At 61.6% G+C, this 22,259-nt stretch carries 26 protein-coding genes; 15 read left to right on the top strand and 11 right to left on the bottom strand.

What is annotated here, in order from left to right; translation table 11 throughout:
* Positions 1–51 precede the first annotated feature (51 nt).
* Both RBH77_RS13090 and RBH77_RS13095 read left to right on the top strand, forming a co-directional pair.
* On the top strand, positions 52–2,478 hold the full coding sequence (locus RBH77_RS13090) for a GcvT family protein (protein WP_311028035.1): 2,427 nt from the start codon (positions 52–54) through the stop codon (positions 2,476–2,478).
* Positions 2,475–3,155: an isochorismatase family protein gene (locus RBH77_RS13095; protein WP_311028036.1), complete on the top strand. Its 681-nt coding sequence runs from the start codon at positions 2,475–2,477 to the stop codon at positions 3,153–3,155. Before RBH77_RS13090 ends, RBH77_RS13095 begins: the two co-directional genes overlap by 4 nt.
* On the opposite strand, the gene RBH77_RS13100 is transcribed toward RBH77_RS13095, so the two are convergent.
* From RBH77_RS13100 to RBH77_RS13110, 3 genes are all read right to left on the bottom strand, one after another.
* Complete coding sequence (locus RBH77_RS13100; RefSeq protein ID WP_311028037.1) at positions 3,140–3,562, bottom strand: DoxX family protein; 423 nt, start codon at positions 3,560–3,562, stop codon at positions 3,140–3,142. The genes RBH77_RS13095 and RBH77_RS13100 overlap by 16 nt on opposite strands.
* A gap of 148 nt (positions 3,563–3,710) precedes the next feature.
* The gene (locus RBH77_RS13105) at positions 3,711–4,484 is read right to left on the bottom strand and encodes a VOC family protein (RefSeq protein ID WP_311028038.1); all 774 of its coding nucleotides are present in this window, start codon (positions 4,482–4,484) and stop codon (positions 3,711–3,713) included.
* 32 nt (positions 4,485–4,516) lie between these two features.
* Positions 4,517–4,996 (bottom strand): VOC family protein, encoded by a 480-nt coding sequence (locus RBH77_RS13110; protein ID WP_311028039.1) that lies wholly within the window; start codon positions 4,994–4,996, stop codon positions 4,517–4,519.
* 170 nt (positions 4,997–5,166) lie between these two features.
* On the opposite strand from RBH77_RS13110, the gene RBH77_RS13115 reads away from it, so the two are divergent.
* Complete coding sequence (locus RBH77_RS13115) at positions 5,167–6,525, top strand: NAD(P)-dependent oxidoreductase (RefSeq protein WP_311028040.1); 1,359 nt, start codon at positions 5,167–5,169, stop codon at positions 6,523–6,525.
* A 61-nt stretch (positions 6,526–6,586) separates the two neighbouring features.
* Here the strand turns inward: RBH77_RS13115 and RBH77_RS24000 are convergent, their stop codons facing one another.
* Together RBH77_RS24000 and RBH77_RS13120 are read right to left on the bottom strand one after the other, a co-directional pair.
* Positions 6,587–6,757: a type II toxin-antitoxin system HicA family toxin gene (locus RBH77_RS24000; RefSeq protein WP_371832775.1), complete on the bottom strand. Its 171-nt coding sequence runs from the start codon at positions 6,755–6,757 to the stop codon at positions 6,587–6,589.
* Between the two features lie 3 nt (positions 6,758–6,760).
* Entirely contained in the window at positions 6,761–6,988 is a 228-nt protein-coding gene (locus RBH77_RS13120; RefSeq protein ID WP_311028041.1) for a type II toxin-antitoxin system HicB family antitoxin, read from the bottom strand.
* Positions 6,989–7,093: 105 nt separating this feature from the next.
* On the opposite strand from RBH77_RS13120, the gene RBH77_RS13125 reads away from it, so the two are divergent.
* The 5 genes from RBH77_RS13125 (at position 7,094) to RBH77_RS13145 (ending at position 10,483) form a co-directional block, all read left to right on the top strand.
* Positions 7,094–7,513: a GFA family protein gene (locus RBH77_RS13125; RefSeq protein WP_311028042.1), complete on the top strand. Its 420-nt coding sequence runs from the start codon at positions 7,094–7,096 to the stop codon at positions 7,511–7,513.
* A 51-nt stretch (positions 7,514–7,564) separates the two neighbouring features.
* Positions 7,565–8,890 (top strand): NAD-dependent dihydropyrimidine dehydrogenase subunit PreA, encoded by a 1,326-nt coding sequence (preA, locus tag RBH77_RS13130; RefSeq protein WP_311028043.1) that lies wholly within the window; start codon positions 7,565–7,567, stop codon positions 8,888–8,890.
* 138 nt (positions 8,891–9,028) lie between these two features.
* Positions 9,029–9,397, top strand: coding sequence for a DoxX family protein (locus RBH77_RS13135; protein ID WP_311028044.1), 369 nt, complete (start codon positions 9,029–9,031; stop codon positions 9,395–9,397).
* 100 nt (positions 9,398–9,497) lie between these two features.
* Complete coding sequence (locus tag RBH77_RS13140; RefSeq protein WP_311028046.1) at positions 9,498–10,013, top strand: RrF2 family transcriptional regulator; 516 nt, start codon at positions 9,498–9,500, stop codon at positions 10,011–10,013.
* Positions 10,014–10,024: 11 nt separating this feature from the next.
* Positions 10,025–10,483 (top strand): carboxymuconolactone decarboxylase family protein, encoded by a 459-nt coding sequence (locus RBH77_RS13145; RefSeq protein ID WP_311028047.1) that lies wholly within the window; start codon positions 10,025–10,027, stop codon positions 10,481–10,483.
* A 17-nt stretch (positions 10,484–10,500) separates the two neighbouring features.
* Here RBH77_RS13145 and RBH77_RS13150 read toward each other — a convergent pair whose 3' ends face one another.
* Positions 10,501–10,809 (bottom strand): EthD family reductase, encoded by a 309-nt coding sequence (locus RBH77_RS13150; RefSeq protein WP_311028048.1) that lies wholly within the window; start codon positions 10,807–10,809, stop codon positions 10,501–10,503.
* Positions 10,810–10,959: 150 nt separating this feature from the next.
* On the opposite strand from RBH77_RS13150, the gene dapA reads away from it, so the two are divergent.
* A complete protein-coding gene (gene dapA, locus RBH77_RS13155) occupies positions 10,960–11,841 on the top strand; it encodes a 4-hydroxy-tetrahydrodipicolinate synthase (protein ID WP_311028049.1) in 882 nt (293 codons plus the stop codon).
* 24 nt (positions 11,842–11,865) lie between these two features.
* Positions 11,866–12,339, top strand: a complete 474-nt coding sequence (smpB, locus tag RBH77_RS13160; protein WP_311028050.1) for an SsrA-binding protein SmpB — start codon at positions 11,866–11,868, stop codon at positions 12,337–12,339.
* Between the two features lie 8 nt (positions 12,340–12,347).
* Here smpB and RBH77_RS13165 read toward each other — a convergent pair whose 3' ends face one another.
* The 4 genes from RBH77_RS13165 to RBH77_RS13180 form a co-directional block, all read right to left on the bottom strand.
* On the bottom strand, positions 12,348–12,614 hold the full coding sequence (locus RBH77_RS13165) for a BrnA antitoxin family protein (protein WP_311028051.1): 267 nt from the start codon (positions 12,612–12,614) through the stop codon (positions 12,348–12,350).
* Positions 12,598–12,903 carry a BrnT family toxin gene (locus RBH77_RS13170; RefSeq protein ID WP_311028052.1) on the bottom strand — a complete coding sequence of 102 codons (306 nt, stop codon included), beginning with the start codon at positions 12,901–12,903 and terminating at the stop codon, positions 12,598–12,600. Before RBH77_RS13170 ends, RBH77_RS13165 begins: the two co-directional genes overlap by 17 nt.
* 85 nt (positions 12,904–12,988) lie before the next feature.
* On the bottom strand, positions 12,989–13,651 hold the full coding sequence (locus RBH77_RS13175; protein WP_311028053.1) for a uracil-DNA glycosylase: 663 nt from the start codon (positions 13,649–13,651) through the stop codon (positions 12,989–12,991).
* Positions 13,648–14,229, bottom strand: coding sequence for a LabA-like NYN domain-containing protein (locus tag RBH77_RS13180; protein WP_311028054.1), 582 nt, complete (start codon positions 14,227–14,229; stop codon positions 13,648–13,650). Before RBH77_RS13180 ends, RBH77_RS13175 begins: the two co-directional genes overlap by 4 nt.
* A 272-nt stretch (positions 14,230–14,501) precedes the next feature.
* Between RBH77_RS13180 and rpoZ the strand changes: the two genes are divergently transcribed.
* Positions 14,502–14,897 carry a DNA-directed RNA polymerase subunit omega gene (gene rpoZ / locus RBH77_RS13185; RefSeq protein ID WP_311032533.1) on the top strand — a complete coding sequence of 132 codons (396 nt, stop codon included), beginning with the start codon at positions 14,502–14,504 and terminating at the stop codon, positions 14,895–14,897.
* A gap of 102 nt (positions 14,898–14,999) precedes the next feature.
* The gene (locus RBH77_RS13190) at positions 15,000–17,261 is read left to right on the top strand and encodes a RelA/SpoT family protein (protein ID WP_311028055.1); all 2,262 of its coding nucleotides are present in this window, start codon (positions 15,000–15,002) and stop codon (positions 17,259–17,261) included.
* A 256-nt stretch (positions 17,262–17,517) separates the two neighbouring features.
* Here the strand turns inward: RBH77_RS13190 and RBH77_RS13195 are convergent, their stop codons facing one another.
* Positions 17,518–18,684, bottom strand: coding sequence for a cystathionine beta-lyase (locus tag RBH77_RS13195; protein ID WP_311028056.1), 1,167 nt, complete (start codon positions 18,682–18,684; stop codon positions 17,518–17,520).
* Positions 18,685–18,776: 92 nt separating this feature from the next.
* Here RBH77_RS13195 and RBH77_RS13200 point away from each other — a divergent pair, with 92 nt between their 5' ends.
* The 3 genes from RBH77_RS13200 to RBH77_RS13210 all read left to right on the top strand — a co-directional run bounded on the left by RBH77_RS13200 (position 18,777) and on the right by RBH77_RS13210 (position 22,257).
* On the top strand, positions 18,777–19,586 hold the full coding sequence (locus tag RBH77_RS13200; protein ID WP_311028057.1) for a phosphatase PAP2 family protein: 810 nt from the start codon (positions 18,777–18,779) through the stop codon (positions 19,584–19,586).
* Positions 19,587–20,023: 437 nt separating this feature from the next.
* Positions 20,024–21,004 carry an amino acid ABC transporter substrate-binding protein gene (locus RBH77_RS13205; RefSeq protein ID WP_371832877.1) on the top strand — a complete coding sequence of 327 codons (981 nt, stop codon included), beginning with the start codon at positions 20,024–20,026 and terminating at the stop codon, positions 21,002–21,004.
* Positions 21,005–21,066: 62 nt separating this feature from the next.
* Positions 21,067–22,257, top strand: coding sequence for an amino acid ABC transporter permease (locus RBH77_RS13210; RefSeq protein ID WP_311028059.1), 1,191 nt, complete (start codon positions 21,067–21,069; stop codon positions 22,255–22,257).
* The last annotated feature ends 2 nt before the right edge of the window (positions 22,258–22,259 follow it).

Consider the following 22,259-nt stretch of genomic DNA (forward strand, 5'->3'; position numbering starts at 1 on the left):
CCCATCCCGATTCCGCAAACTCTCCCAACACCCTGAAACCAGAGAACAATCATGAAATCCCATACGCGTGTCGTAGTCATTGGTGGCGGTGTCGTTGGCTGCTCGGTGCTGTTCCATCTCGCCCGCCACGGCTGGACGGATGCGGTGCTGTTGGAGCGCAACGAACTAACATCGGGCTCTACCTGGCATGCGGCAGGCGGCATGCATACGATCAATGGCGATCCGAACGTCGCCAAGCTGCAGAAATACACGATCGAACTCTACAAGGAGATCGAGGCGCTTTCCGGCCAGGCGACAGGCGTCCACGTCACCGGCGGCGTGCTGCTCGCCGCGACCGAGGCGCGCATGGACTGGCTGCGCGGCGTCGTTGCAAAGGGCCGTTATCTCGGCCTCGACCTGGAGGAGATTTCTGCGCTGGAAGCGGCCAAGCTGATGCCGCTTATCGATCCGAAACAGTTCGTCGGCGCGGTTCGAAACTCCGAGGACGGCCATCTCGACCCGTCCGGCGTGACGCATGCCTATGCCAAAGCCGCGCGAAAACTCGGCGCGGAGATTTACCGTCACACCAGGGTGGAGGACCTCGTCCAGCGCGAAGACGGCCATTGGCGCGTTGTCACCGACAAGGGCGAGATCGTCGCCGAGCATGTGGTGAATGCCGGCGGCCTTTGGGCGCGCGAGGTCGGCCGCATGGTCGGGCTGGAACTGCCGGTGCTCGCCATGGAGCACATGTACCTCATCACCGAGGACATGCCGGAAGTCGCCGACTGGAACAAGGAAACCGGTACAGAGATCATGCACGCGGTCGATTTCGACGGCGAGCTTTATCTCCGCCAGGAACGCGGCGGCATGCTGATGGGTACTTACGAAAAGGCGTGCAAGCCGTGGTCGGAGAAGACGACGCCGTGGGATTTCGGCCACGAGCTCCTGGAGCCGGATATCGACCGCATCGCGCCGTCGCTGGAAGTCGGCTTCCGGCATTTCCCGGCTTTCCAGAAAACCGGCATCAAGCAGATCATCAACGGGCCGTTCACCTTCGCGCCGGATGGCAACCCGCTGGTCGGTCCGATCCGGGGCCTTGAAGGTTTCTGGTGCGCCTGCGGTGTCATGGCCGGCTTTTCGCAAGGCGGCGGGGTTGGCCTCGCGCTGTCGAACTGGATGATCGAGGGCGATCCGGGCTTCGATATCTGGGCGATGGACGTGGCGCGCTACGGCGACTGGGCCTCGATGGCCTATACCAATGCCAAGGTGCGCGAAAACTATTCACGCCGCTTTTCGATCCGCTTCCCCAACGAGGAACTGCCGGCCGGGCGGCCGCTCAAGACCTCGCCGATCTACGATTTGCTGACTGCCAAAGGTGCGCAGTTCGGCGTCGCCTACGGGCTGGAAATCCCGCTCTGGTACGCGCCTCAAGGCGTCAAGGACGAATTCTCATGGCGGCGCTCGACCGATTTCGAGCATGTGGCGGAAGAGGTAAGAACGGTGCGCGAACGCGTCGGGCTCTCCGAAACCACATCCTTCGCCAAGTATGAGGTGGAAGGCGAGGGGGCAGAAACCTTCCTCGACCGGCTGCTCGCCTGCAAGCTGCCGAGGGAAGGGCGTATGGCGCTTGCACCCATGCTGAAGGGAGACGGCAAGCTGATCGGCGATTTCACCGTCGCCAATCTCGGCGGCAACAAATGGATGATCCTTGGCTCGGGCGTGGCCGAGGAATTCCATATGCGCTGGTTCGAAGAGCATCTCCCCGCAGACGGATCGGTGAGGGTTCGGGCGCGCGGCGCAGGGCTGACAGGCCTCGCCATCGCCGGGCCGAATGCGCGCAAGCTTCTGGAAAAGGTCGCCGGCGAGGATATCTCCAACACCGCCTTTCCCTTCATGGCGATCCGGCGTCTGCATATCGGCATGGCGCCATGCCTCGTCGGCCGCGTCTCCTATACCGGCGATCTCGGCTACGAACTCTGGATCGAGCCGGAATACCAGCGTTCCATCTTCAAAACTCTGCTCGCGGCAGGAGAGGAATTCGGCCTCGGCTTGTTCGGATCGCGCGCGCTCAATGCGCTTCGGCTGGAGAAGAACTATGCCTCCTGGGCACGCGAGTACCGGCCGATCTACGGGCCGCTGGAAGCCGGGCTTGATCGTTTCGTTGCCTACGGCAAGGAAGCTGATTTCATCGGCAAAGCGGCGGCGCTGGAAGAGCGCAAACAAGGTGGCAAGCTCCGGCTGCGCGCCTTCGTCATGGACGCGACCGACGCCGACGTGATCGGCGACGAGGCGATCTGGTTTGGCGGCGAGGTACGCGGATGGGTCACCTCCGGTGGCTATGCACACAATTCAAAAGCGTCTGTCGCGATGGGCTATGTGCCGAAGGAAATCGCCGAGGAGAGTAACGGCTTCGAGATCGAACTGCTCGGCAAGCGGCACAAGGCACGCCCGCAACCGGCGCCGCTCTTCGACGCGAATTACGAGCGGATGCGGGGATGAGAAAGGCGCTCGCCATCCCTGCTTCAGCCTCGGCGCTTCTTTGCATCGATCTCCAAGAGGAGCACCGGCAGGACAGGCGGCTGCTGGCGGTTGAATTCGACCGCGTCATAGGCAATGTCGTGCAATTGCAACAGGCTGCGCGGCGGAGCGGTGTTCCCGTCTATCATTTCGCCTATGTCGTCGATCCCGGCGCGGAGACGACGCTGGCTCATCACCCGCGCCTGCCGGACGGCCGCTCGGCTTTCAGCGACAAGGACGATCCGCTGACTGCGATCTGTCCCGAAGTGGCGCCGGCCGAAGGCGAACGGCTGATTATCAAGTCCGAGGCGAGCGCCTTCGGTACGGGACTTGGCGACGAACTCAAAGCCGCCGGCACGAAGTGGCTTTACATCTGTGGCGTGTGGACCGAAGCCTGCGTCGACGCCACGGTGAAGGCGGCGCTTAAGCTCGGCTTCCGGGTTGCGCTGGTTAAGGACGCCTGCGGCAGCGGTTCCGCCGCCATGCACCAGACAGGCATCCTCAATCTCGCCAACCGGCTCTATGGCGGAGCGGTGCTGACGGCAGTTGCCGCTTGCAGGCTGATGGCGGGCGAGACGGCAGAAGGATGGACGCCGGAAACGCCGGTGCCCATCCGCTATGATTACGAGGATGCCGCTGCGCTCTACGAGGCGCTATAGGCCTCGGCTGCCGGGTTGGTCCGGCGATTGTCCAGCGCGAAAGCTCCGGCTCCGGCAAATGCCAGATAAAGGAAGACGAAGCAGAACAGTACTGCCGCGTCGCCGCCATTGTTGATCGGAAAGAAGCTCCGCGGCATATGTGCCATGAAATAGGCCGTCGCCATTTCGCCGGCGAGAATGAAGGCCACGGGCCGCGTCAGCAGGCCGAGCGCAACCAGGATGCCGCCGAAGACTTCCAATATGCCCGCCGTCAGCATGAGGCCGCCGAGGCTGCCGCCGGCCTGGGCGCTCGCCGGGAAGCCGAACAGCTTCTGCGTGCCGTGTTCGATGAAAAGCAATGCCGTAACGATCCGAAGCAGACCGAGCATTTGCGGCTGATACCGGCTGAGGGAATCAAAAAGCTTCATCATTTGCTCCAGTTTCAAGCCCGTCCGCCGATAAAATGCGTTGCGCGGGAGCGCCACTCACATAAGGGCGTCGTTCATCAAGTTTTCGTGAATTCTGGAGCGGGATGCACGCGCGTCCGGCTTGCGTAAACCGGACGCGCGTTGCGTCTTACCTGCCCGGCGCGACCAGCGCGAAATGTGCGCCTTGTGGATCCTGGCACTGGACGACCCATTGCCCGTTGGGCACCTCCATCGGCCCCATCAGCACCTTGCCGCCCTTGTCGGAGACGCGTTTGGTCGGTGCGTCGATGCTTTCGACGTTGAAATAGAATTGCCAGACCGGGTTCGGAATTTGGGGCGGCTTGTTCATCATGCCGCCGACATCGGCTTCGTCCATGGCGAAGATGGCGTAGATGCCCATTTCGCCCATGTCGAATTCGCGCGTTTTCCTCCAACCGAACTGACCGGAATAGAAATCGGCGGCCTTCTTCCAGTCGCTCGTATAAAGCTCGTGCCAGCCAATATGGCCCGGCGTGCCGGCCGGCACCGGCGGTTGGTCCGGCCCGTTCGGCTGCAAGAGCTGGAACATGGCGCCCTGCGGATCGGAGACAACTGCGAAGCGGCCGACATCAGGGATTTCCTCCGGGCCGCGGTGTACTTTTCCGCCTGCCTTCTTCAGCGCCGCGACTGCAGCATCGACGTCGGGTGTATGGACATAGCCGACCCATGCGGGATGGCCGCCGCCTTTCTTGTAGCCTTCCGGCATGTTCATGATGCCGCCGACGCCGCGCTCGCCGGCGCTGAGCACCGTATAGGGTATGCCGCCGTCGCCACCGAAGGGCGCGGCGCTCCAGCCGACCACTCTCGTGTAAAAATCCGCCGCCGCTTTCGGGTCGGTGGTCATCAGTTCGTACCAGAAGAAGGGTTTTGACTTTTCTGCCATTGTCATCTCCTCTGTCTCGCCCACCCGGTTTTCTAAGCGTGTCCGTCATAGGCTGCCTGAAGCGCGGCGATGTCGAGCTTGACCATGTCCATCATGGTTTTCATGACGCGCGCGGCCTTTTCGCGGTCCGGATCGGCCAGGAATTTCAGCATGACGCTCGGAACGATCTGCCAGGAAAGGCCGTAGCGGTCCTTTATCCAGCCACACGCTACCGGCTCGCCGCCATCCGAAAGCCGGTCCCACAGCCTGTCGACCTCTGCCTGATCCTTGCAATCGATCGAAAGCGAGATGGCGTGCGTGAACTCGAAATTCGAGCCGCCGTTCAACGCCTGATAGGTCTGGCCCGCGAGCGTGAAGCCCACGAGGAGCACGCTCCCTTCCTTGCCGCCAGGGCTGTCGATGACATTGCGCTGGACATAGTCGATGCGGGAATCCGGCAAGAGCGAGACATAGAACCTCGCAGCTTCCTCGGCCTGGCCGTTGAACCACAGGCACGGGGTTATCTTGGACATGACATACTCCTTGCTGGGATAACTGGTCCAAGGACGGTGCTTGGGTAGCCGCTCCGACACCGGTAGCGAATTTTTTCGACGCCTTCCTCGGGTTTCGACAAAATTTGACCGATTGATAAAAAAACAAAACGTGCTAGCCTTCCGGGAAACGATAATGGGGAACCCGCAAGATGCCGGAAGGTCTTTTCAAGGAAGGGATCGCAGCGGGCCGGTTGTCGCCCGAGGCGTACACCGAGAATTTCGGCGACCTGCATCCGCCGCTCGATCATCACGAGGCGCTGGTCGAGAGCGATCGCTGCTATTTCTGCTACGATGCGCCCTGCATGCAGGCCTGCCCGACGACCATCGACATCCCGATGTTCATCCGGCAGATCGGCAACGACAATCCGCTCGGCGCGGCGAAGACCATCTTCGACCAGAACATTTTGGGTGGCATGTGCGCCCGCGTCTGCCCGACCGAGACGCTGTGCGAGGAAGCCTGCGTGCGCGAGGCCGCCGAGGGCAAGCCGGTACAGATCGGCCGCTTGCAGCGCTACGCTACCGATACGGCCATGACGAAGGAACGCCAATTCTACGAGCGCGCCGCGCCGACCGGCAGGAAGGTCGCGGTCGCAGGGGCGGGACCGGCGGGGCTCGCCTGCGCGCACAGGCTTGCCATTCACGGCCACGACGTCACCGTCTTCGAGGCGCGAGAGAAGTCGGGCGGTCTCAACGAATATGGTATCGCGGCCTACAAGACGGTCGATGGCTTTGCCCAGGCCGAAGTGGATTATGTGACCGCCATTGGCGGCATCCGGATCGAGAACGGCAAGGCGCTTGGCCGCGATTTTGTGCTGGCCGACCTCACGGGCGAATATGATGCTGTGTTCCTTGGGGCCGGGCTGGCCGGCATCAACGCGTTGCGGGCCGAAGGCGAGGACGCCGACGGTGTAGCCAACGCTGTCGATTTCATCGAGACGCTCCGGCAGGCGGGCGATCTTGCGGCACTGCCCGTCGGGCGCCGCGTCGTCGTCATCGGCGGCGGCATGACGGCGATCGACGCTGCCGTGCAGTCGAAGCTCCTCGGCGCCGAAGAAGTGACGATCTGCTACCGGCGCGGCCAGGAACACATGAATGCGTCGGAATACGAGCAGGATCTTGCCGCGGCGAAGGGCGTCACCATCCGCCATTGGCTGCAGCCGAAGCGCGTGGTTGCCGAGGGCGGCAAGGTCATGGCGATCGAACTCGAATACACCGCACTAAAGAAAGGCAAGCTTGCCGGGACTGGCGAGATATTGAGGATCGAAGCCGATCAGGTATTCAAGGCGATCGGCCAGAGCTTTGATGCCTCGCCACTCAACGGAAGCGGCAGCTCGATTATGATGGAGAGCGGCAAGATCAAGGTCGACGCCGAGGGTCGCACTTCGCTTGCGAAGGTGTGGGCGGGCGGCGACTGCGTGGCCGACGGCCGCGAAGACCTGACAGTCTCGGCGGTTGCGGCCGGCCGCGACGCGGCGGAAAGCATCCATCGGGCGCTATCGAAGAGCTAGAGCAAATCCGTGAACGTCTCGGCCGAAAGCCCCGCTTCCTCGAGAATCGCCGCCAGGGTGCCTACTGGGATTGTTCGATTTCCGTGTACCGGCACTGTACCATTCGCCGGGGAGGGGCGGGATGTGTCAGCACATGATGACTGCCGCGCACATGCCTCAGTTTGAACCCGGCCTTTTGCAAGGCTCGGAGCACAGCCTTGCCCTTGACGACAAGGAGCCTGCGCGGATTCACCGGTCAGGCTGCAATGGTGAGCGTATCGATGTGGGTTTCAATGTCAGGAGGTATGTCGATCCCGTCTTCCCGATAGACTTCGATTACAGCCTCTATCGCTTCTCGCGCATTCGCGAGCGCCTCCTCATAAGTCGCCCCATAGGTGACGACAGGGGGGAACGCGGGAACGCGGACAGTGAAGCCGCCATCGGGCTCGGGAAGCAGATGGATCGTAAAGCGTCGTTCCGTCATTCCCATACTCACCGCCGCTGCCTTTCGCATCAATATAGTCGCGCGGTCGAAAATAGCCAATATTGGGGCATCCCATGCCGAACCAACTCATGAGGAGGCGCGACAATGGGCGATGAATTTCAGGGTGGCTGCTACTGCGGGGCGTTGCGCTACCGGGTTTCTGCTGCGCCCGTCCTCAAGGCCGAATGCCATTGCCGGGCGTGCCAGCACATTTCCGGCGGCGGCCCCAACTATTTCATGCTCATTCCGCCCGAAGGTTTCGCCTATGTGGAGGGCGAGCTGAAGCAATTCAAACGGCCTGACCTGCCGAACGCGGTAACCCGCGATTTCTGCGCGCTCTGCGGTACGCATATCCTGTCGCGGCGGCCGGGCCTGCCGCAACTCGTGCTCAAAGTCGGCACGCTGGACGATCCGGAAGTCTATGGTGGCCCGAAGATCGCGATCTTCTGCGAGGAGAAGGCCGGCTTCCATGTCATTCCCGACGGCGTTCCGGCCTTCGATACCCTGCCGGAGAAACGCCAATGAACGTGCCTCTCATAGCCTCCATGCCGTCGCCGGCTGAGAAGGAGTAAAGCCATGGCAGACATCCGAAACGACTTTCTCGGCATCAAATCCCCGAACCCGTTCTGGCTGGCCTCCGCGCCGCCCACGGACAAGGAGTACAACGTCGTACGCGCCTTCAAGGCGGGCTGGGGCGGCGTGGTATGGAAGACACTCGGCGAGGCGGGGCCGCCGATCGTCAACGTCAACGGCCCGCGCTACGGCGCGATCTGGGGCGCCGACCGCCGGCTTCTGGGCCTAAACAATATCGAACTCATCACCGACCGGCCGTTGGAGGTGAACCTGCGCGAGATGAAGCAGGTCAAGCGCGACTGGCCGGACCGGGCGCTTATTGCCTCGATCATGGTGCCCTGCGAGGAGGCAGCCTGGAAGGCGATCCTGCCTGTGGTCGAGGAGACCGGCGCGGACGGTATCGAGCTCAATTTCGGCTGCCCGCACGGCATGTCGGAGCGCGGCATGGGATCGGCCGTCGGGCAGGTGCCGGAATATATCGAAATGGTCGCGCGCTGGTGCAAGCAGAACACGCGCATGCCGGTTATCGTGAAACTGACGCCTAATATCACCGATATCCGCTATCCGGCGCGTGCGGCGAAGAAGGGCGGGGCGGACGCCGTGTCGCTCATCAACACGGTATCGTCGATCACCGCTGTCGATCTCGATACGTTCTCGCCGGAGCCTTCGATCGACGGCAAGGGCTCGCATGGCGGCTATTGCGGCCCGGCGGTGAAGCCGATCGCGCTCAACATGGTGGCCGAGATCGCGCGTGATCCCGAAACGCGCGGCCTGCCGATCTCCGGCATTGGCGGCGTTACCAACTGGCGTGACGCGGCCGAGTTCATGGCGCTCGGCGCCGGCAATGTGCAGGTCTGCACCGCGGCGATGACCTATGGCTTCAAGATCGTGCAGGAAATGATCGAGGGGCTGAAGAACTGGATGGACGAGAAGGGCCACGCCAAGCTCGACGATGTGATCGGACGTGCGACGCCCAACGTCACCGACTGGCAGTTTCTCAACCTGAATTATGTCGCCAAGGCGCATATCGACCAGGATCTGTGCATCAAATGCGGACGCTGCCACATCGCCTGCGAGGACACCTCGCACCAGGCGATCACGAACATGGTCGATGGGGTGCGGCACTTCGAGGTGATCGAGGCGGAGTGCGTCGGGTGCAATCTCTGCGTCAACGTCTGCCCGGTGGAGGACTGCATAACGCTTGTGCCGCTGGCGGCAGGCGCGATGGACGAACGGACGAAGAAGAAGGTGTCGCCGACCTATGCCAACTGGACGACGCATCCGAACAACCCGATGGCCAAGGCGAGGGTGGCCGAACCGGCGGAGTAGGGTTTCCGAGAGACGAAGCCGGGGGCCGGCGCTCAAATCATGGGATGACCATAGGCTGGGCGGCGATTTCCCTTGGCAGCGAAGGGCCACTTCGTTCATGGCGGTTCAATCGCGTAGCTCTGCATGAGAGGGGAGCGGATGGGCGCCATCGAACTGAAACTGATCGGCCGTATCGTTTTCGGCGTATTTTTCGTTATTGCAGGCATCCGCAATTTTGCGGCGTTCGGGGAGCGTCGACAGCTCAAGACGAACTATGGCTGGCCTCTCCCGGCACCGCTGCTTGCGATCGGCTTTGGCGTTCAACTCGTCGCCGGCCTCGCTCTCGTCTCTGGTACCGCGATTGTCTGGGCAGTCTTCGCACTGATCCTCTTCCTGGTTCTGGCAACGCCGCTCTACCACAATCTTTTTCTCTTTCGCGGTAAGGAGCGGGATCCGCATCTCTATCTGACACTGGTCAACATTACGCTCTGCGCGGGGCTGCTGATGATCGCTGCCGAAGCGATTTAGGCGAAATGCTGTGTCCTGGCTCCCGAAGGGCGGGCGATATTTACATTGCAGATAAAAATTATCCATGATATAAAATATCCATGAATAAGGGATCGGACCAATGAAGCTCGGGGAAGGCGTAGAGGCGGCAATCCATTGCTGCGCGGTCCTGGCCTCGCTGGAGGACGGAGCGACCATGCCGGGCGCGGCTCTTGCTGAAGCGCACGGACTTTCACCGAGCTATCTTCTGAAGCATCTGAATGCGCTGACGACGGCGAAAGTGCTGGAGTCGCTGTCGGGTCCGCTCGGCGGCTATCGGCTGGCGCGCGAGCCGAAACGTATCTCGCTGCTCGATATCGTGCTCGCGGTGGAAGGGCCGGAGCCCGCCTATCGCTGTGCTGAAATCCGCCGAGGCGGTCCCAATCCGCTCCCCGCATCCGCCTATATCAAGCCCTGCGGTATCAATGTCGCGATGCTGAAAGCGGAGAAGGCCTATCGGGTCGCGCTCGCCGAAGTGAGGCTTTCCGATATTGTCGCCGATTTTATGGAGGACGCCGACCCGCGCTCGATCGCGCGAAGCTGCGCCTTCGTCGAGCGTCATCAACGATTGCAGAAATCCATTTCCAAACAAGGATGAAAGGAAAGACAATGCAACAGCGGATGAAATACCAGAGCTATGCGCCGGAACTGATGAAGCAGGTCTATGCGCTGAACAAGGCCGTGGACGAATGCGGGTTGGAGAAGAGCCTGCTCCATCTCGTCAAGCTGCGCTCCTCGCAAATCAACGGCTGTTCCTTCTGCGTGGACATGCATAGCAAGGAAGCGCTTCGTGACGGCGATACGCAGCAGCGCGTATTCCTCGTCTCGGCCTGGAAGGAATCGCCTCTCTTCAGCGACCGTGAGCGCGCCGCCTTCGCCTACGCCGACGCGGTGACGAAGATTTCTGAACAGGGAGTGCCGGATGCGCTTTGGGAAGCGACCCGCCAGCACTTCTCCGAAGAGGAACTGACGAAGCTGACGGTCGCGATCGGGATGATCAATATCTGGAACCGCATCTGCGTCTCCTTCCACGTGCTCCATCCTGTCGAGCACGCCAAGGCCGCTTGAGCGGTCACTCCCGACGCTCACACTTCCTTCGTATCGAAAACCAGAAGTTCGACGCCGCCGTCCGCGAAATTTCCGAGGTCGGCGGCGGTTTTCTGCCCTTCCGGAGAGGCGAAAGCCGCCTGAATGGCTGCAACGGAATCGAAATAGAGCGTCGCGGCAAGATGATAGGCCGACGGGCCTTCAGGCGTGTTCACCCCGCCTTCGCTGACATCATATTTCTTCAGGCCCGGCAGTGTCTTCGCCAGCGGCACATGCGTTGCAAAATAATATCGGTCGAAAGCCGCGGCGTCCTTAGGATGCTTGTAGAGCGCGATCAACTTGGCCATTTTCTCTCCTCCTTCGACGGTGCTGGCGAAGCGTGGCGCAGCGCCGGGCATGGCGCAACTGCCTAATAGTCCATGCCTTGCCGCACCGGCACGGCAAGACTATGGTGCGGCGTTTCTAAACGGGCCAAGGCCCACAGGAGAGTTTTTTCGATGTTCAGAGGTTCCTTCACCGCGCTCGTCACGCCGTTCCGGCAGGATGGGAGCCTCGACGAGAAAGCTTTCGCCGATCTGATCGAATGGCAGATCGGGGAGGGGACGCAGGGCCTGGTGCCGGTCGGCACCACCGGCGAATCGCCGACGCTCAGCCATGCCGAGCATCGCCGGGTCGTCGAGATTTGCGTCGAGACGGCGAAGGGCAGGGCACCGGTCATCGCCGGCGCCGGCTCCAACAATACGAACGAGGCGATCGAACTGGCGCAATATGCCGAGAAGGTAGGCGCCGATGCGGTGCTGGTGGTGACGCCCTATTACAACAAGCCGAACCAGCGCGGGCTCTACGCCCACTTCGCAGCGGTCGCCAAGGCGACGAAGCTGCCGATCTTCATCTACAACATCCCTCCGCGCTCCATCATCGACATGACGCCGGAGACGATGGGCAAACTGGCGCACGACTTCAGGAATATCGTGGGGGTCAAGGACGCTACCGCCAAGGTGGACCGCGTCACCGACCAGCGCATCACCTGCGGTGCTGACTTCATCCAGCTTTCTGGCGAGGATGCTTCGGCGCTCGGCTTCAACGCCCATGGCGGCGTCGGCTGCATCTCGGTCACCTCCAATGTCGCACCGCGCTTGTGCGCCGAATTCCAGGAAGCCTCGCTTTCCGGCGACCGCGATCGCGCCATTGAGTTGCAGGACCGGCTGATGCCGCTCCACCGCGCTCTCTTCATCGAACCTAACCCGGCCGGCCCGAAATACGCGCTCTCGCGCCTCGGCCGTCTGGAGAACGTCGTGCGTTCGCCGATGGTGACCATCGAGGCGGATACCGCTACCCGCATCGATGCCGCGATGAAACATGCCGGCTTGATCAACTGATCTTCCGGCATTACTTCCCGGCGCATGGCCAAGGAAAAGAATCCCAATAGCAAGACCGTCGCGGAAAACCGCAAGGCGCGCTTCTCCTACGAGGTGCTCGACACCTACGAAGCGGGCCTTGCCTTGACCGGCACCGAGGTGAAGTCGCTGCGCGAGGGCAAGGCGAACATCCAGGAATCCTATGCCTCGGTGGAGGGTGGCGAGATCTGGCTGATCAACTCCTATTTGCCCGAATACCTGCAGGGCAACCGTTTCAACCATGAGCCGCGCCGGCGTCGCAAGCTCCTGCTCAACAAGCGCGAGATGTCGCGGCTGGCACAGGGCGTCGAGCGCGAAGGCATGACCATGGTGCCGCTGAAAATCTATTTCAACGAGCGTGGCCGCGCCAAGCTGCTGCTCGGACTGGCACGCGGCAAGAAACTGCACGACAAGCGTGAAACCGAGAAGGAACGGGACTGGGGCCGCGAAAAGGCGCGGTTGCTCAAGGAGCGAGGATAGCTGAGCGCTTAACGCGTCTCCACCTTCTCTGTGAGCCAGGCCTTAATCAGTGATTGATAAGGCATGTCCCTCTTGTTGGCCGCGATTTTGATGCGTTCCAGCAGGCCTACCGGCAGCCGCAGCGAAATTGATGTCGTCAATGGTTTAAGATTGGGAAGCCGTACGGCTGCGGCCTTGCTCCAATCGACGTAATCCGTTGAATCCTTGGTTTCCCAGAAATGCCGCTCTTCTGCTTCATCATGGAAAGCTGGAATCGGTTTAATTTTCTTGCTCATGATACCAGGCGCGCTCCTTGCGATGCATGTCGCGGGCGGAAATCACGCGTATCAACGTTCCGGCCCGGCGTAATGTGAATGTGATATGAAGAGATCGGCCACTGTCCGTGCGTCCAAGCGCGTGAAGGCGAGCCTCTATCTCACTATGCCTCTCGTCGGCCATTACCAGCAGCGGTTCGTTCAGGAAGACCTGCTCAGCTTCTGCTTGTCCGACATTGTGTTTGTCGGCGCTCTTTCGAGCGTTTCCTTCGTCCCAGTCAAACCCTTCGATCAGCGTCCAGTTGATCATCTTTGTATATTACCATAATATACGGAAAAATTCGTCAAGTGCAAGCTGATGAAAGGAGACGCCCAAGGCCCCGCGCGAGATTAGATCAATTCTCCAGAAACGCCGCCACCTCTCTGAAAACCTTGTCGAACATCGCCTCGGTCAGCACACCCGTATTGGTGTTGTAGCGCGAGCAGTGATAGCTCGGGAAAATAGACAAGTTCCCCACCTCGTAGCGCTCGCCGTGCCGAAACGGGATTGCCGCCACGCGCTCGCCGAGCGCGCGCACGGTCGATTGGTGCGCGATGGCGCCCAGCGTCAGGATCGCCCGCAGATTGTCGAAGCGATCGATCGTGGCCGAAAGGAACCGCCGGCAGGTGGCGATCTCAGCGCCGACCGGCTTGTTCTGCGGCGGTACGCAGCGCACGGCGTTGGTGATCGCGGAGCCGATCAACTCCAGCCCGTCGTCCGGCCGCGCCTCATAAAGACCGCGCGCGAAGCCATGGGCGATCATGATCCGGTAGAGCAGGTTGCCGGCGTAGTCACCGGTGAAGGGTCGGCCGGTGCGGTTGGCGCCGCGCAGGCCGGGCGCCAGCCCGATGATCAGGAGCCGCACCGAGGCGTCATCCTCCGGCGCCATGAAAGTGGGGACGGGCGCGTTGTGCCATGTCGGCTCGCGCTCGCGCCACTCGGCTATGAAGCCGTGCAGGCGCGGGCAAAGCGGACAGTCGTGTTGTGGTTCTGCGGCCACGGCGGAAGCCGCTATCAATAGGAATCATCCTCTTCGTCGGACGGTTCGGCACGCCTTGCCGGCCGTTCGGACGGATCGCGGCCGATATCCCCCTTGAGCGAGGCAAGGTCGAGGAAATGGTCGGCCTGCCGGCGCAATTCATCCGAGATCATTGGCGGCTGCGAGGCCATGGTGGAGACGATGCTGACCTTGCGGCCCCTGCGCTGCAATGCCTCGACCAGGGTACGAAAATCGCCGTCGCCGGAGAAAATGACGTAATGGTCGACGACATCGGCGAGTTCGAGCGCGTCTATCGTCAATTCGATATCCATATTGCCCTTGATCTTGCGGCGGCCGGTGGAATCCGTGAACTCCTTCGCCGGCTTGGTCACGACCTTGTAACCGTTGTAGTCGAGCCAATCGATCAACGGGCGGATCGAGGAATACTCCTGGTCCTCCACAAGCGCCGTGTAATAATAGGCGCGCAGCAGGTAGCCGCGCTTCTGGAAGCTGGCGAGGAGCTTGCGATAGTCGATATCGAAGCCGAGCGCCCGTGAGGTGGCATAAAGATTGGCGCCGTCGATGAAGAGTGCGATCTTCTCACGCGGGTCGAACATGGCAAATTTCCTTCTCGCAATAGGCATTCAGGCAATCAGGATGCGAAATAACTCCCGTCTAGCATGCGCGAGAGGCACCCGTTTGGGAAATAGCGTCGGGAGGGCGGCATTCCAAGTGGAACGTGATTGCGGCAGCGTAAAAAGGGCAGCGCCGGCATAGCAGGCTGTACGTCGCTTCTGTTATGAGAGCGCTGTTGCTTCTTGAATTTGATTGCCGATCGGGTTATCTGACCGCCAATTCCCGGAACACCGATTGAACGAAAGGGGCGATGATGGCCCGCGTTACCGTTGAAGACTGTATCGACAAGGTCGATAACCGCTTTGAACTGGTCCTGCTTGCCGGCCACCGTGCGCGTCTGCTTTCGCAGGGCGCGCCGCTGACCATCGACCGCGACAACGACAAGAACCCGGTCGTCGCGCTGCGCGAGATCGCCGACGAGACGCTGTCGCCGGGCGACCTCAAGGAAGACCTCATCCACTCGCTGCAGAAGCATGTCGAGATCGACGAGCCGGAAAGCGATGCGGCCGAGATCGTCGACCAGTCGGAGGCTGCCGTTGGCGAGGCCCAGAACGAGGAAGAGGGCATCGCCTTCGACCGCATGTCGGAAGAGGAACTCCTTGCCGGTATCGAAGGCCTCGTGCCGCCGGAAAAGAGCGACGATTTCTGATCTGGAATCCCGGAAATCCTGGTAAGGATTTCGTGCTTTACTGTAACATGCGCCGTGTCCCTACGCGGCGCATGTTTTGTTTAGCGATGCAGGAAATCGCCGATGATGCGGCAGTATGAGCTTGTGGAGCGGGTCCAGCGCTACAAGCCCGACGTCAATGAGGCGCTCCTCAACAAGGCCTATGTCTATGCCATGCAAAAGCATGGCCACCAGAAGCGCGCGTCCGGCGATCCCTATTTCTCGCACCCGCTCGAAGTCGCCGCGATCCTGACCGACATGCATATGGACGAAGCGACCATCGCGGTCGCGCTCCTGCATGATACGATCGAGGATACGACCGCGACCAGGCAGGAGATCGATGAGCTTTTCGGGCCGGATATGGGCCGGCTGGTCGAGGGTCTCACCAAGCTGAAGAAGCTCGATCTCGTTTCGAAGAAGGCCGAGCAGGCGGAAAATCTGCGCAAGCTCCTGCTCGCCATCGCGTCCGACGTTCGCGTCCTGCTCGTCAAGCTTGCCGACCGCCTCCACAACATGCGCACGCTCGACCACGTGCCGCCGGAAAAGCGGCTCAGGATCGCCGAGGAGACGATGGACATCTATGCGCCGCTCGCCGGCCGCATGGGCATGCAAGGCATGCGCGAGGAACTCGAGGATCTGGCCTTCCGTCACATCAATCCGGATGCCTACCGCACGGTGACCGAGCGTGTCGCCGAGATATTCGAGCGCAACCGCACCATCCTGACCGACATCGAGAACGCTCTTTTGGCGCTGTTCGCGAAGTATCAGATCAAGGCGACGGTGAAGAACCGGCAGAAGAAGCCGTGGTCGGTGTTCCGCAAGATGGAGACGAAGGCACTCTCCTTCGAGCAGCTTTCCGACATTTTCGGCTTCCGCGTCATCGTCGACACCGTCGAGGAGTGCTACCACGCGCTCGGCGCCATCCACACGACTTGGTCGATGGTTCCGGGCCGCTTCAAGGACTATATCTCCACGCCCAAGCAGAACGATTACCGGTCCATCCACACGACCATCGTCGGGCCGTCCCGGCAGCGCGTCGAGTTGCAGATCCGCACGCAGGAGATGAACCGCGTCGCCGAATATGGCGTGGCGGCGCATTCGGTCTACAAGGATGCCGGCAATGGTCCCAACGGCGCCGGGCCGACGATCTCCAAGGATACCAACGCCTATGCATGGCTGCGCCAGACGATCGAGGCGCTTGCGGAGGGCGATAATCCGGAGGATTTCCTCGAGAATACGCGGCTGGAACTCTTCCAGGACCAGGTGTTCTGCTTTACGCCCAAAGGACGGCTGATCGCGCTGCCGCGCGGCGCCACGCCCATCGACTTCGCCTACGCCGTCCATACCGATGTCGGCGATACCTGCGTCGGGGCCAAGGTCAACGGCCGCATCATGCCGCTGGTCACCGAACTGAAGAATGGCGACGAGGTCGAGATCATCCGCTCCAAGGCGCAGGTGCCGCCGGCCGCCTGGGAATCCATCGTGGTCACCGGCAAGGCCCGTTCCGCCATCCGTCGTGCCACGCGCTCCGCCATCCGCAAGCAATATTCGGGCCTCGGCATGCGTATCCTCGAACGCGCGTTCGAGCGCGCAGGCAAACCGTTTTCGAAGGACGGGCTGAAACCGGTACTGCCGCGTCTGGCGCGCAAGGACGTGGAAGACGTGCTTGCCGCCGTCGGGCGCGGCGAGTTGCCGTCGACGGACGTGCTCAAAGCCGTCTTCCCCGATTATAAGGACGAGCGCGTCGCGAGCGTCGCGCCGGCTACGAGGCAGGAAGGCTGGTTCAACCTGCGCAATGCGGCCGGCATGCTGTTCCACATTCCTGGCCGCTCGTCCTCGCGCAAGAGCAAAAAGAAGAACGGCAAATCGGGCGGCAAGGAGGCCGAAGAGGCGAACGGCGCGTTGCCGATCCGCGGCGTGCGCGGCGATCTGCCGGTGCGTTTCGCGCCGGAGGGCGCGGTGCCGGGTGACCGTATCGTGGGCATTCTGCAGCCCGGTTCCGGCATCACCATCTATCCCATCCAGTCGCCGTCGCTGACCGCCTTCGACGATCAGCCGGAGCGGTGGATCGACGTGCGCTGGGATATCGGCGAGGAACACCGGGAGCGCTTTCCCGCGCGCATCTCGGTGACGGCGATCAACGCGCCGGGATCGCTTGCCGACATCTCCAAGGTGATCGCCGACAACGACGCCAACATCCACACGCTGTCGATGGCGCGCACCGCGCCAGATTTCACCGAGATGCTTTTCGATCTGGAGGTCTGGGATTTGAAGCACCTGAACCGGCTGCTCTCCCAGCTTAAGGAAGACAAGGCCGTCAGCGAGGTCCGCCGGGTGAACGGGTAGAGGGAGGGACGGGTACCTGAGATTTGATTGGCGCGCGGCTTCCTACTCCCACCCCTAACCCCCCACAAGGAGGAGGGGAACTTCGCTCCGGCGCCGCATCATAGCGCAAACTTCGACGATTTTAGCCCGGAAAGCGATGCTGGCGTCTCCCTCCCTTGCGGGGAGGGGTTAGGGGTGGGGGTACGAAGCCGCGCAGATCGCATATGCGATTGCTCTGCACCAGTGGGGCCGACTTGGCCAGCCGGTGACGTTGTGGTCAGTTCCGTGCCGCCTTCAGCCCACGCGAAATATCGGCCTTGAGATCGTCCACGTCTTCCAGCCCGATCTGCAACCGGATGACAGGGCCTTCATAAGCCTTCTTCACGGTACGATCGCCGAGGAAGACGTTGACGGCGAGGCTCTCATAGCCGCCCCAGGAATAGCCGAGACCGAATATATCCAGCGCATCGAGGAAGGCATGCGCTTCTTTCTCGCCACCGCCGTCGAGCACGACCGAGAATATGCCGCTCGCTCCGGAAAAATCGCGCTTCCACAGCGTGTGGCCAGGGTGGCTTTCGAGGCCGGGGTGCAGGACGCGGGCGACGCCTTTCTGCGTTTCCAGCCAGCGCGCGATGTCGAGGGCGCTCTTCTGGTGGTGGGCAAGCCGCACGCCCATCGTGCGCAGCCCGCGCAGCACCTGATAGACGTCGTCCGGCCCGGCGCAGACGCCCATGGTGGTGAAGGTTTCCCGCAGCTGCGGCCAGCACGCCTCGTTGGCCGAGACGGTGCCGAGCAGCACGTCGGAATGCCCGCCCGGATATTTGGTGGCGGCGTGGATGGAGATATCGACCCCGTGGTCGAGGGGGCGGAAGTAGAGCGGCGTCGCCCAGGTATTGTCCATCATGACGATGGCTCCGGCCGCATGCGCGGCCTTCGCTATCGCCGGGATGTCCTGCATCTCGAATGTGTTGGAGGCAGGCGATTCCGTGAACACGACCTTCGTGTTCGGCTTGATCAGGGCGGCGATGCCGGCGCCGATCTCCGGATCGTAATAGTCGACCTCGACGCCGAGCCGCTTCAGCATCGTATCGGCGAAATTGCGTGTCGGATGATAGACCGAATCGGTAATCAGAACATGGTCGCCGGCCGACAGGAAGGCGAGTAGCGGCAGCGTCACGGCGACGAGACCGGAGGGCAACGCGACCGTGCCGGCGGAACCCTCGAGATGGTCGATCGCATCGCAAAGCGCATCGCTCGTCGGCGTTCCGCGCGTGCCATAGGTGTATTTCTGTTTGCGCGAGACCATCGTCGCGGCGTCTGGGTAGAGAACGGTCGAGGCATGCACGACCGGCGGGTTGACGAAGCCGTAAAACTCACGCGGGTCGTTGCCGATATGGGCAAGCTGCGTGTTGGTGCCCATCTTGCTGTCAATCCGTCTCGCCATATGCGTCCTGCCCTGCTAGCAAATGCGAAAAAGGCATAGTCGCCGTGCGGGGCGGGTGCAACCTGTACGGATTGAGCCAGATGGATTCTCCGGTGAAAGACGAAGCGCTGCCGCCCGCCGGACGACGGATTCGTGTCGCGCGGGCCGTCAAGGCCGCGTGGCTTTCCCTGACGCGGCCGCCGCTGATCGGTTCCACGTCCTGGACGCGGTCCATGACGTGGCTGGCGCTTGCCGCGGTCGTTGTGGTGTTCGCCGCGCATCTTCTCGATGACAGCGCCACCCTTTTCGTCCGGGCGAGCCATTCCCCGTTCCTCGCCGTCATGGCGGAAATAACCGATGTCGGCAAATCGCAATGGTATCTGGTGGCGGCCGCGCTCCTGTTCATCGGCATCGCCTGCCTCGACTGGGAAGCGCGAAGCCGCTCCGGCCGTTCCCGGCTTGCCTTTCTTTTCGCGCAGGCCGGTTATGCGTTTCTGGCCGTCGGATTTGCCAGAATCATCGTCAGCCTAGCCAAGGTCCTGATCGGCCGGGCGAGGCCCATACTGTTCGACGAAGGCGGATCGCTCCATTTCCAGCCCTTCACCGCCGCCGATGTGTTCAACAGTTTTCCCTCCGGTCATTCGGCCACCATGGGCGCGGTCGCGATGGTGCTGATGCTCTGGTTCCCGAAGGCGCGCGTCCCGATCTTCCTGCTATGTGCGTTTGCGGCGGCGACGCGCATCGCCGCCCGTGCGCATTATCCCTCGGATGTCGTCGCAGGTTACGCCCTCGGTTTGCTCTCAGCCTTGTTCCTTGCGCGCTGCCTAGCGCGCCGTCGTGTCGCTTTCCGCTTCAAAAGCGGTGCGCTGCTGCCTGTTCCAAGGTTTCGGCTTTGGGGGAGGAAAACCTCTCGCGATGGCTGACGCGCCAGCCGGTGCCTCCGACCGGCTCATGTCCCGTTCCGCCGAACCGCTTTATTTCCGCCGGTCTGCCGTCGATCTGTTCTTATAAAGTGAGGGAAAAGTAACCGAAGAACGGCGGCCCGGAACAGAAATTGCGTCATCTTCCGGTTCTCGCGCAATAGTATGCCAATAAAGCGCCGATTTAAACGTTGGCGCCTGTTGATGCCACATCTTCGCCGTCTTTCGTACTTGACCGCCGCCCAATAATCGCCTTCGATGGCATTCGCGAATGGGAGAGCAGCCCGATGGGAAGGCCGTCATGGCGCCAGCCATGTTCGGACCGCTGCTTTCGCGAGGGAAAAAACACCGGGCTGCGGCACCGGAATAACGACAAAGGGTGAGTAAACATGCGAAAAGCTCTTCTTACAGGCATTCTGAGCGCTGCCGCACTGGCTTATATGGCTGCGTCGGCCAATGCGTCGACGCTGGACGAAGTGAAGAAAAAAGGATTCGTACAGTGCGGTGTGAACACGGGGCTCGCAGGCTTCGCCGCACCGGATTCCAGCGGCAACTGGAAGGGTTTCGACATCGACATCTGCCGGGCCGTGGCTGCCGCCATTTTCGGCGACGGCGACAAGGTGAAATTCACGCCGACCACCGCCAAGGAGCGTTTCACCGCGCTTCAATCGGGCGAGATCGATCTGCTTTCGCGCAACACGACCTGGACCGAAACGCGCGACACCGAGCTCGGCTTCAACTTTGCCGGCGTCAACTACTATGACGGCCAGGGCTTCATGATCAACGCCAAGAAGCTCTCCGGCGTCACGTCGGCGCTGCAGCTTTCGGGCGCCTCGGTATGCGTGCAGACGGGCACGACGACGGAACTCAACCTCGCCGACTATTTCAAGGCGAACCACATGGAATACCATCCGGTGGTTTTCGAGAAACTCGAGGAGAGCTACGCCGCTTATGATGCGGGCCGCTGCGACGTCTATACGACCGACCAATCGGGCCTCTATGCGATCCGGCTGACGCTGAAGAACCCGGACGACCATGCGATTCTGCCGGAGATCATCTCCAAGGAGCCGCTCGGCCCGGCCGTGCGCCAGGGCGACGACCAGTGGTTCGACATCGTGAAGTGGACCCTCAACGCGATGATCATCGCCGAGGAGGATGGCATCACGCAGGCCAATGTCGAGGAGATGAAGAACTCCGACAAACCCGAAATCAGGCGTGTCCTGGGCCAGGAGAAGGGCTCCAAATACGGCGCCGACCTGGGCTTGAGCGAGGACTGGGTCGTCAACATCGTCAAGGCCGTCGGGAATTACGGCGAGTCCTTCGAGCGCAATCTCGGCCAGGGCAGCCCGCTCAAGATCAAGCGTGGCCTCAACCAACTCTGGAACAAGGGCGGTATCCTCTACGCACCGCCCATCCGCTGACGCATGACATCGGTTCCGGGAGGCGGTCTATCCGCCTCCCGCCCTCTTGCTGAGGAGCAACCATGGCGTCGCAGGATACAGTACATGCGATCGACACCGGCAAGGTGTCGCCGCTCTATGACCCGAAGATACGCGGGATATTCTTTCAGGTCCTGCTTTTTGTCTTTCTTGTCGGCTTCATCTACTGGATTATCGGCAATACGATCGACAATCTGCAACGGGCCCATATCGCCTCCGGCTTCGGTTTTCTCGAGCGCAGGGCCGGTTTCGACGTCAGCGACGCGCTGATCGCCTACTCGTCCGATTCCACCATCGAGCGCGCGCTTTTCGTCGGCTTTCTCAATACGGTTCTGGTTTCGGTGCTGGGCATCCTCACGGCGTCGGTCCTGGGTTTCCTCGTCGGCGTGGGCCGGCTTTCCACCAACTGGCTGATCCGCAAGATCTGCATGGTCTATGTGGAAGTCTTCCGCAATATACCGCCGCTGCTCGTCATCTTCTTCTGGTATATGGGCGTTCTGTCGGTGCTTCCCCAGCCGAGGGACAGCATCCGGATGCCGCTGGGCAGTTTCCTGAACAGTCGCGGTTTCTACTTTCCGAAATTCGTCTGGGGCGAGCACGCATGGCTGGTAGGGGTAGCTTTCGTGATAGCGATCGCCCTTGCCATCTTCGTCAAGGTGAAGGCCACGCAGCGGCAGATGGCAACCGGCCAGCAGTTTCCGGTACTATGGACGTCGATCGCGCTGATTGTCGGCCTGCCGGTACTGGCCTTTCTGCTTGCCGGTATGCCGCTTTCCTTCGAGGTGCCGAAGCTCTCGACCTTCAACCTGACCGGCGGCGTTCAGGTGAAGCCGGAGTTTCTCTCGCTCTACCTGGCGCTCTCCTTCTATACGGCTGCCTTCATCGCCGAGATCGTCCGCGCCGGCATCATGGGCGTGCCGCACGGCCAGTCGGAAGCTTCCCACGCTCTCGGCCTCCGTCCGAGGACGACGCTTCGCCTGGTCGTCGTTCCGCAGGCGATGCGCATCATCATACCGCCGCTGACCAGCCAGTATCTGAACCTCATGAAGAACTCCTCGCTCGCGGTCGCGATCGGTTATGCCGATCTTGTCGCCATCGGCGGCACCGTGCTCAACCAGACGGGCCAGGCGATCGAGATCGTCGCCATCTGGATGGCGGTCTATCTGGGGTTGAGCCTGTTGGTCTCTCTCTTCATGAACTGGTTCAATGCCAAGATGGCATTGGTGGAGAGGTAGTC

The sequence above is a fragment of the Mesorhizobium koreense genome, assembly GCF_031656215.1.
GTDB lineage: Bacteria > Pseudomonadota > Alphaproteobacteria > Rhizobiales > Rhizobiaceae > Mesorhizobium_L > Mesorhizobium_L koreense.

Bases quoted from the DNA above. Each gene is read 5' to 3' on its own strand.
- RBH77_RS13090 (WP_311028035.1), top strand. From the start codon at position 52: ATGAAATCCCATACGCGTGTCGTAGTCATTGGTGGCGGTGTCGTTGGC.
- RBH77_RS13095 (WP_311028036.1), top strand. From the start codon at position 2,475: ATGAGAAAGGCGCTCGCCATCCCTGCTTCAGCCTCGGCGCTTCTTTGC.
- RBH77_RS13100 (WP_311028037.1), bottom strand. From the start codon at position 3,562: ATGAAGCTTTTTGATTCCCTCAGCCGGTATCAGCCGCAAATGCTCGGT.
- RBH77_RS13105 (WP_311028038.1), bottom strand. From the start codon at position 4,484: ATGGCAGAAAAGTCAAAACCCTTCTTCTGGTACGAACTGATGACCACC.
- RBH77_RS13110 (WP_311028039.1), bottom strand. From the start codon at position 4,996: ATGTCCAAGATAACCCCGTGCCTGTGGTTCAACGGCCAGGCCGAGGAA.
- RBH77_RS13115 (WP_311028040.1), top strand. From the start codon at position 5,167: ATGCCGGAAGGTCTTTTCAAGGAAGGGATCGCAGCGGGCCGGTTGTCG.
- RBH77_RS13120 (WP_311028041.1), bottom strand. From the start codon at position 6,988: ATGACGGAACGACGCTTTACGATCCATCTGCTTCCCGAGCCCGATGGC.
- RBH77_RS13125 (WP_311028042.1), top strand. From the start codon at position 7,094: ATGGGCGATGAATTTCAGGGTGGCTGCTACTGCGGGGCGTTGCGCTAC.
- preA (WP_311028043.1), top strand. From the start codon at position 7,565: ATGGCAGACATCCGAAACGACTTTCTCGGCATCAAATCCCCGAACCCG.
- RBH77_RS13135 (WP_311028044.1), top strand. From the start codon at position 9,029: ATGGGCGCCATCGAACTGAAACTGATCGGCCGTATCGTTTTCGGCGTA.
- RBH77_RS13140 (WP_311028046.1), top strand. From the start codon at position 9,498: ATGAAGCTCGGGGAAGGCGTAGAGGCGGCAATCCATTGCTGCGCGGTC.
- RBH77_RS13145 (WP_311028047.1), top strand. From the start codon at position 10,025: ATGCAACAGCGGATGAAATACCAGAGCTATGCGCCGGAACTGATGAAG.
- RBH77_RS13150 (WP_311028048.1), bottom strand. From the start codon at position 10,809: ATGGCCAAGTTGATCGCGCTCTACAAGCATCCTAAGGACGCCGCGGCT.
- dapA (WP_311028049.1), top strand. From the start codon at position 10,960: ATGTTCAGAGGTTCCTTCACCGCGCTCGTCACGCCGTTCCGGCAGGAT.
- smpB (WP_311028050.1), top strand. From the start codon at position 11,866: ATGGCCAAGGAAAAGAATCCCAATAGCAAGACCGTCGCGGAAAACCGC.
- RBH77_RS13165 (WP_311028051.1), bottom strand. From the start codon at position 12,614: ATGAGCAAGAAAATTAAACCGATTCCAGCTTTCCATGATGAAGCAGAA.
- RBH77_RS13170 (WP_311028052.1), bottom strand. From the start codon at position 12,903: ATGATCAACTGGACGCTGATCGAAGGGTTTGACTGGGACGAAGGAAAC.
- RBH77_RS13180 (WP_311028054.1), bottom strand. From the start codon at position 14,229: ATGTTCGACCCGCGTGAGAAGATCGCACTCTTCATCGACGGCGCCAAT.
- rpoZ (WP_311032533.1), top strand. From the start codon at position 14,502: ATGGCCCGCGTTACCGTTGAAGACTGTATCGACAAGGTCGATAACCGC.
- RBH77_RS13190 (WP_311028055.1), top strand. From the start codon at position 15,000: ATGATGCGGCAGTATGAGCTTGTGGAGCGGGTCCAGCGCTACAAGCCC.
- RBH77_RS13195 (WP_311028056.1), bottom strand. From the start codon at position 18,684: ATGGCGAGACGGATTGACAGCAAGATGGGCACCAACACGCAGCTTGCC.
- RBH77_RS13205 (WP_371832877.1), top strand. From the start codon at position 20,024: ATGGCTGCGTCGGCCAATGCGTCGACGCTGGACGAAGTGAAGAAAAAA.
- RBH77_RS13210 (WP_311028059.1), top strand. From the start codon at position 21,067: ATGGCGTCGCAGGATACAGTACATGCGATCGACACCGGCAAGGTGTCG.